The organism is Bartonella sp. AD328YNZD (assembly GCF_042196425.1).
In genome coordinates this window covers 1-7115 of record NZ_JBHIQG010000109.1, presented here as the reverse complement: position 1 = coordinate 7115, position 7115 = coordinate 1, and the positions used below count along the sequence as shown (strand labels likewise).

General features: G+C 31.5%; 6 protein-coding genes, 1 tRNA gene and 2 pseudogenes. 7 read left to right on the top strand and 2 right to left on the bottom strand.

The features are described 5' to 3' along the window. Positions 1-152 precede the first annotated feature (152 nt). Positions 153-356 (top strand): annotated as a pseudogene (locus ACFIO3_RS06495) (helix-turn-helix transcriptional regulator). Between the two features lie 99 nt (positions 357-455). Here ACFIO3_RS06495 and ACFIO3_RS06490 read toward each other — a convergent pair. Continuing rightward, positions 456-531, bottom strand: a tRNA-Thr gene (locus ACFIO3_RS06490). Between the two features lie 470 nt (positions 532-1001). Between ACFIO3_RS06490 and ACFIO3_RS06485 the strand changes: the two genes are divergently transcribed. Next, on the top strand, positions 1002-1205 hold the full coding sequence (locus tag ACFIO3_RS06485) for a SlyX family protein (RefSeq protein ID WP_375608768.1): 204 nt from the start codon (positions 1002-1004) through the stop codon (positions 1203-1205). Between the two features lie 580 nt (positions 1206-1785). Here the strand turns inward: ACFIO3_RS06485 and ACFIO3_RS06480 are convergent. Next, positions 1786-2124: a hypothetical protein gene (locus tag ACFIO3_RS06480; RefSeq protein ID WP_375608769.1), complete on the bottom strand. Its 339-nt coding sequence runs from the start codon at positions 2122-2124 to the stop codon at positions 1786-1788. Positions 2125-2287: 163 nt separating this feature from the next. On the opposite strand from ACFIO3_RS06480, the gene ACFIO3_RS06475 reads away from it, so the two are divergent. The 5 genes and pseudogenes from ACFIO3_RS06475 (at position 2288) to ACFIO3_RS06455 (ending at position 6448) form a co-directional block, all read left to right on the top strand. Continuing rightward, positions 2288-3718: an amino acid permease gene (locus ACFIO3_RS06475; RefSeq protein WP_375608770.1), complete on the top strand. Its 1431-nt coding sequence runs from the start codon at positions 2288-2290 to the stop codon at positions 3716-3718. A gap of 40 nt (positions 3719-3758) precedes the next feature. After that, positions 3759-4439 carry an energy-coupling factor ABC transporter ATP-binding protein gene (locus ACFIO3_RS06470; protein WP_375608771.1) on the top strand — a complete coding sequence of 227 codons (681 nt, stop codon included), beginning with the start codon at positions 3759-3761 and terminating at the stop codon, positions 4437-4439. After that, positions 4436-5075 (top strand): annotated as a pseudogene (locus ACFIO3_RS06465) (energy-coupling factor transporter transmembrane component T family protein). The gene ACFIO3_RS06470 and the pseudogene ACFIO3_RS06465 overlap by 4 nt, the downstream one beginning before the upstream one ends. Positions 5076-5209: 134 nt before the next feature. Then, complete coding sequence (locus ACFIO3_RS06460; RefSeq protein ID WP_375704214.1) at positions 5210-5587, top strand: biotin transporter BioY; 378 nt, start codon at positions 5210-5212, stop codon at positions 5585-5587. 300 nt (positions 5588-5887) lie between these two features. Next, a complete protein-coding gene (locus ACFIO3_RS06455) occupies positions 5888-6448 on the top strand; it encodes a biotin transporter BioY (protein WP_375608772.1) in 561 nt (186 codons plus the stop codon). Positions 6449-7115: the final 667 nt, after the last annotated feature.

The window sequence follows — 7115 nt, the reverse complement described above, 5'->3', positions numbered from 1 at the left end:
GCGGTCGAAATCTTTTTAGGGGAAATAGAACAAGAGATGCAAAAGATTTTGGCAAAAGCTGCTTAAATCTATGGAGGGACTTTCTCCTCCCAGCACCCCCGCCCATTTAAGTAATAAGTTAATAAGTAATATAAAAATAGAAAGGTAATGAGATGATATTTGATGATGGCGATAGATATGTAACAACCCGTGAATGTGCACAGCTTTTTAGTGTATCAACCACAACGATTCGCAATTGAATGCTTCAGGGGTTGTTTCCGGAGCTATATAAGCTAGGGAGAGCTGTAAGGTGGAGAAAGAAAAAGATCTTAGCATTTACTCCCAAGAAAAATACGGAGCAAATAACAACAAATTAGATAAAATTATATAAACTGTAGAAGGTGGTCTAAAAGGTGGTCTGAAAATTACTGTTTAAATAAAAAGTCTATATATTTTAATGTTTTAAAGATAAAAAATGGTGCCGCATGCCGGATTCGAACCAGCGACCCCATCATTACGAATGATGTGCTCTACCAACTGAGCTAATGCGGCGTAGGTTTGTAAGTCAATGAGACAAAAACTAATCTGAGGGTAATAGCTAAAAGTACGTATAAAAGCAAGTATGCATTTTTTCAATAATTTATAAGATATGATAATAATTTGAAGGAGGAGGAGAAATATGTAAAAGCCAGGGGGGCGCAGTATTTTTTGATCTTAATGCTATAAAATGCTTTCGAATTTACGATAGCGCTCAAAGTTAAGAAGCTGGAAACGTCAATCTTTAAAATAGAAAATGGTGTCAAGATATCTTAGTAAAGATAAAAAACATTTTCTGATTCCTAACAAAGAAGGAAATTTATTGAATAAGTGATTAGAAAAACAAAGATCATCATAAACCTTTATTAATGTGAAAATAGGATGAGTATAATTAGTTGAAAAGTTATTTTTCATTTTTATAGGAAGAAAAAGGGGGAGGATTAATAAAATTAATCACATTTTTTATTTAAGATGGAGTAAGAATCATGTCGGATGAAAATCGGTTGGTAGAACTAGAAACGAAGTTAGCTTACCAAGAAAAATTCATTGAAGAGCTTTCTCGTGTAGTAACCAATCAATGGAAAAGTTTGGATGAGATATCTAAAAAAGTTGATGTTTTAGCGAGACGATTTTCAGATTTAGAAGAACAGAGTGTTTCTGAAGCTGTTATTTTACCATTTTCTCAATAGCAAGAAGATACTTTTTAAAATTTTTTTAGTAAGAGTCTCTTGGATTTTTTAGATGTGGTGGGGTGAATATCACAATGGGAGGAGGGGGTGAGATATTCTTTATCACGATTACTGTTATTGATAGATTAGTTTTTATTGAATGCATTTTTTTAATATGTAGAACAGTTTTTATAAGCTTCCTCATTAATTTCAAAAATTTTTAATCGTATAAGGTGTGCTGCTATTAGAAGGCATTTTTTACACGTGGTTTTTAGTGCTGAAGTAAGAAAGGTTTTTATAGAGTATAAAGCAACAGCTATAGAAGAATCTAGGGATTTTGATATATTTCAACTTTTTCTGTACAGAGTTTTTTATAGGTGGAATAAGGCATTAGATTTATTCGCTAATTTCTTTGAATTATTGCAAATGGAGTGATGTTATCATTATCTATAGAAATCATAAGTGAGGGTATATATTTATAATAAAGAGCTGTAATCCATTTTTATGATCAAGTAATTTTCAGTTGTTTTGATAGAGTGAGGTGCTCTAAGCTATATTTGTTGTGTATAGTACAGTGAGTTCTAGAAGTTTTTTTTCAAGATTAAATATATTCGTCGTTATATGTATATGCTATGTTATGAAAAGGCTTTTGTTTTTCGTAAGTTAAGATATAAAATACTATTGCTAAAGCACCAAAGATAGACCATGCTGGTAAATAAGTGAGAGTAATGCAAATTGAGGACAGAAAATCAGGCATTATCTTGCATAGAGATTGATTAAGGCTGTAGATATCTGTTTGCAGAAGGTTTGCTAAAATTTTATTAAGGGGGATTATTGTCCAATGTGATGTGATTACAGAGTGTGCGTTGTCAATGACCAATGCTATAATTGTTAGTGTAACGAAAATGAAGGTCATTAATTTAAATAAAAGGCGGAGCATATTTTTTCTTAAAATTTTAACAGGACATACGTGTAATGCATAGAAAAATAAGGAGTTGCATTATTACAAGAAAATAAGTTGACGTTTGTGTTGTACTTTTTGAAAAAAGGTGCGTAATTTTTTCGATAAAAGTTGAGGTTAGGCTCAACAAAAGTAATGAGGCATGATGTTTAACAAAAAGAACAATGAATTAAAACGTAATCTTCAAAATCGTCATATTCAAATGATTGCTTTAGGAGGCGTTATTGGAACGGGTCTTTTTTATGGTTCAACAGAAACTATAAAATTGGCGGGTCCTTCGACTATTCTCGCTTATCTTTTCGGGGGACTTATTATTTATTTTATCATGCGAATGCTTGGTGAAATGTCAGTAGAAGAACCAACATCAGGTGCTTTTAGTTTTTTTGCTTATAAATATTGGGGAAGTTTAGCAGGTTTTATAACAGGTTGGAATTATTGGTTTCTTTATATTCTCGTCAGTATGACCGAACTTACAGTGGTCGGATTTTATTTAGATCATTGGATTTTGATTGATCATTGGAAGTCGTCTTTTATTGTTCTTGTGTGTGTGACATTGATCAATTTGTTGAATGTTCGTTTTTACGGTGAATTTGAATTTGGTTTGGCTTTGATTAAAGTTACAGCCGTTGTTGGTATGATTATTTTTGGAATTTTTCTTATTGTCACTGGAATAGGTGGATATCAAGTAGGCATTCATCGTCTTTGGGAATATGGTGGTTTTTTCCCTTATGGGATAGAGGGAGTTATTTTAGCTACATGTGTGGTGATGTTTTCTTTTGGGGGAACAGAGTTGATTGGTATTGCTGCTGGAGAAGTTTTAAATCCAACAAAAACAATTCCCACAGCTATTCGTAAGGTTATGTGGAGAATTGTAATTTTTTATGTTGGTTCTATTAGTGTTATTATGATGCTCAATCCATGGAATATGATTGAGGAAAATGGTAGTCCTTTTGTAACAATTTTTGAGGCGATAGGAATTCCAGCTGCGGGCCATATTTTGAATTTTGTGGTTATTATGGCTGCTATTTCAGTTTATAATAGTGGTATTTATTCTAATGGTCGTATGCTTTACAGTTTAGCTGTACAAAAAAATGCACCACATATTTTTAGTAAACTTAATTTTGCACGCGTGCCTTATGTTGCTATCCTATTTTCATCAATCTGTACTGCGATTATTATCATCGTTAATACTCTTATTCCCAATAATAGTTTTATGCGGATCATGGCTCTTGCTACAGCAGCAGCAGTTATTACTTGGGGCATTATTGTTATTGTTCATTTGAAGTTTCGAAAGGCGCATAAGGACAAAAAAGAGCCGTTTATTTATGCTTTTGGTTTATATCCTTACGCTAACTATTTTTGCTTATGCTTTCTTGCTTTATTATTTTGTATAATGTTTATAAGTGGTTTTGGACAAAATGGATTCATAGCTCAACTGTTTGAGATGATAGGAATAAAGGCATCTTTTCTCAGGTCATATATTCCAGTGCAGATGCCTGATATGAGTTTGGCAGTCATTATTATTCCTCTATGGTGCTTGTTTTTACTTTTAGGTTATAAACTGAAACGATAGCGAAAGAAGAGCTAATCAAAGGGATTGATTGGAATAAACCTTGGGGATCATAAAATTTGATAAGGTAACACAAGTTTTTGATGATTTGTGTGTTTTAAGAAATATTACTGTACAACTTACCGAAAGTCGCATCGCCGTTATTGGTGCAAATGGTTCTGGAAAAAGTACATTTGTTCGTCTTATTAATGGGCTCCAATTACCATCTCATGGTTTTGTAAGCGTTGATGGGCTTGATACCAAACGCGATGCGAAAGCAGTAAAGCGTAAAGTTGGATTTGTTTTTCAAAATCCTGATAATCAGATTGTTTTACCATTAGTTGAAGAGGATTTATCTTTTGGTCTCAAAAATTTAAAGCTTAATAAAGATGAAATTAAGAAGCGTGTAGATGAAATTTTGCAGCGCTATGAGCTTGAAGCTTTTAGAAATCATGCCGTTCATTTATTAAGTGATGGGCAAAAACAACTCATTGCGATTTCGGGTGTAGTTGCAATGAAACCAGATTACATTATTTTTGATGAGCCAACGACATTACTTGATTTGCGCAATAAGCATCGTGTTACGAAAGTAATAGAAGAATTACCACAAACGGCGATTGTTGTATCGCATGATTTGGAATTTTTGAAAAATTTTGATAGAGTACTTGTTTTTGATAAGGGGGAAATAGCAATTGATGATGTCCCTTTTGTTGCGATCAAGGAATATATAAAAAGAATGTCATGATTGGTTTATATATTCCAAAGGATACATTTATTCATAGGCTTAGTCCTGGGGTTAAGTTATTATTTCTTACAGTATGTGGGACCACTATAATAATGGTTTCATCTATATTATTTCTTGCACTCTTTTTATTATTTGTTGCCTTATTCTATAGAGTTGCCAAGGTCCCTTTTAAAACCGTGATAAAGCAGCTTAAATCAATGGGATTGCTTTTAGTTCTTTTATTAGTATTTCAAACTATTTTTAATAGTTGGCTTATGGGAGTTGAGGTCATATTACGTCTTGTTATCCTCTTTTCTTTATCATCCCTTATTTCGTTCACAACAAAAGTTTCAGATATGGTGGACGCAATTGAAGCAGGGCTTCAGCCCTTTTGTTGCTTTGGTATAAATCCATCAAAAGTGAGTATGGTTATCTCTATGGCTATCCGGTTTATTCCTCTTTTGAGCGAAAAGTTTAATGAGGTACGTGAAGCACAACAAGCACGCGGACTTAATACTAACATTGTTGCTCTTGCAATACCTTTAATTATACGAACCATAAGAATGGCTTCAGAAATAGCTGAGGCATTAGAGGCGCGCTCTTATGATGGCTGATATTGTTGATGCAGTATTTCATAATCATCAAGATGTCTCATAATGAAAGAATAATCAAATGAATACAAAAGATTTAGCTTATATTGCTTTATTTGCTGCTATTTATGCTGTTTTTGTTTTTTTCCCTCCTATTTATCGTCCTTTTTTGCTTGGGGGTACCTATTAAAAGCTCAATCTATGGCTCCGATGTTAGCAGGGTCCATCTTTGGGGCCAAAAGAGGTGCTTTAGCGTCGCTCCTTTTTTTCTCCTTGTTGCGATTGGGCTGCCTTTATTGCTTGATGGTTGTGATGGAATTAGTGCTTTTTTATGGAGTTGCGAGTGGTTATTTGATAGGTTTTCCATTTGCTGCATTTTTTATTGGTTTAGTGATAGAATTGTTTTGGCAGCGGTTAAATTTTATAACGTTGTTTGTGATAAATGCTGTGGGGAAAAAAGTCTCTTTATTAAAGTTTTTTTATGGCTTCATCAGTTTTTTGATAAGGGATTGTTTGAAAGTATTGATTGTATCCTTTTTTGTACTCGCGATTAAAAGATCTGTTTTTCTTATTCATTAAAAGAAAAAAGTGTTTATTTTGAATGTAATATTATAATGCGGTACATTTGAAAAAAAATAATAATAAGTTAAAATAAATATATTATTTCATTATAAGTCCATTGATTTTAACTATATTGATTTATGATATCATTAAACATTGTAGAATCTAAGATGATTTATATCAGTAATATTATTAAAACAAATTATTATAATATTTTTTCTATATCTAAGGTATCAAAAATTTGCTTTTATAAAGCTGATATTTTTGATTAATATTACAACAATAAATAAAGCTTTTCCATAATGAAGGAATAATCCAGTGAATACAAAAGATTTAGTCTATATTGCTTTATTTGCCGCGATTTACGCTGTTTTAAGTCTTTTCCCTCCTATTTATTTTCCTTTTTTGCTGGGGGTACCTATTACAGCTCAATCTATGGCTCCGATGTTGGCAGGATCTATACTTGGAGCAAAAAGGGGAGCTCTAGCATCACTTCTTTTTCTTGTGCTTATTGCGATTGGTTTACCTCTATTGCCTGGTGGTCGTGGTGGAATTAGTGTTTTTTTAGGAGTTACGAGTGGTTATTTGATTAGTTTTCCATTTGCTGCATTTTTCATTGGCTTTATGGTTGAGTTATTTTGGAAACGATTAAATTTTATAATATTATTTGTGATAAATACTGTGGGTGGCATTGGGATTGTCTATTCTTTTGGAATACCATGGGTAGCTTATATGGTTCAGGTCCCTTTGCTGACAGTTTTAATAAGTTCATTAGGTTTTTTGGCTGGTGGTTTTTTGAAAGTGCTGATTGCATCCTTTGTAGCCATTACCGTTAAAAAAAATATCCCTCTCATTCATTTCGAGAAAGGGCAGTTCTGATTCTTAAATGAAGTTTTGTATTACATTGCATGAGAAAGATATAACACAAATAGTAATAATATAAATTATTTTATCTCGCTTTTTGTATTTTAACGAAAGATAATATTTGGCAAAGAGAAATTTATTATATTTAGTTTTTTTATAAAACATATCTTATAAATAATTTATAAACAAAATTTTAAAAATCTTATTCATAAATTATACAATTAAATTCTAAAAGTTATATTAAAAATAATGAATTATAAATTAATATAAAATTTATTAATTTAATAAATATCAATAGTAAACTACATTTAAGGTAAATAATATTATTTTTTATTTTTTATTTATTTAACAACGAATAATACAATATTTTAAATAGTATCCGTTGCAAAATAAATAAAAAATAAGATATTAATATTTTTTTATTATTTCTATCGAAATATTTATTGCTGAATAAAAAAATATTATTATTTATTTATTTTGGTCGTAATATTCATTGCTAAATAAATAATGTTATTTTAATATTTCCGTCGTAATATCCATTGCTATATAATTAAAAAAATAAAAAATAGGTTTAGGGTTTAGGGTTTAGGGTTTTAGGGTTTTAGGTTTAGGGTGTAGGATTTAGGGTTTAGGGTTTGGGTTTAGGGTTTTAGGGTTTAGGGTTTACGGTTTTAGGGTTAAG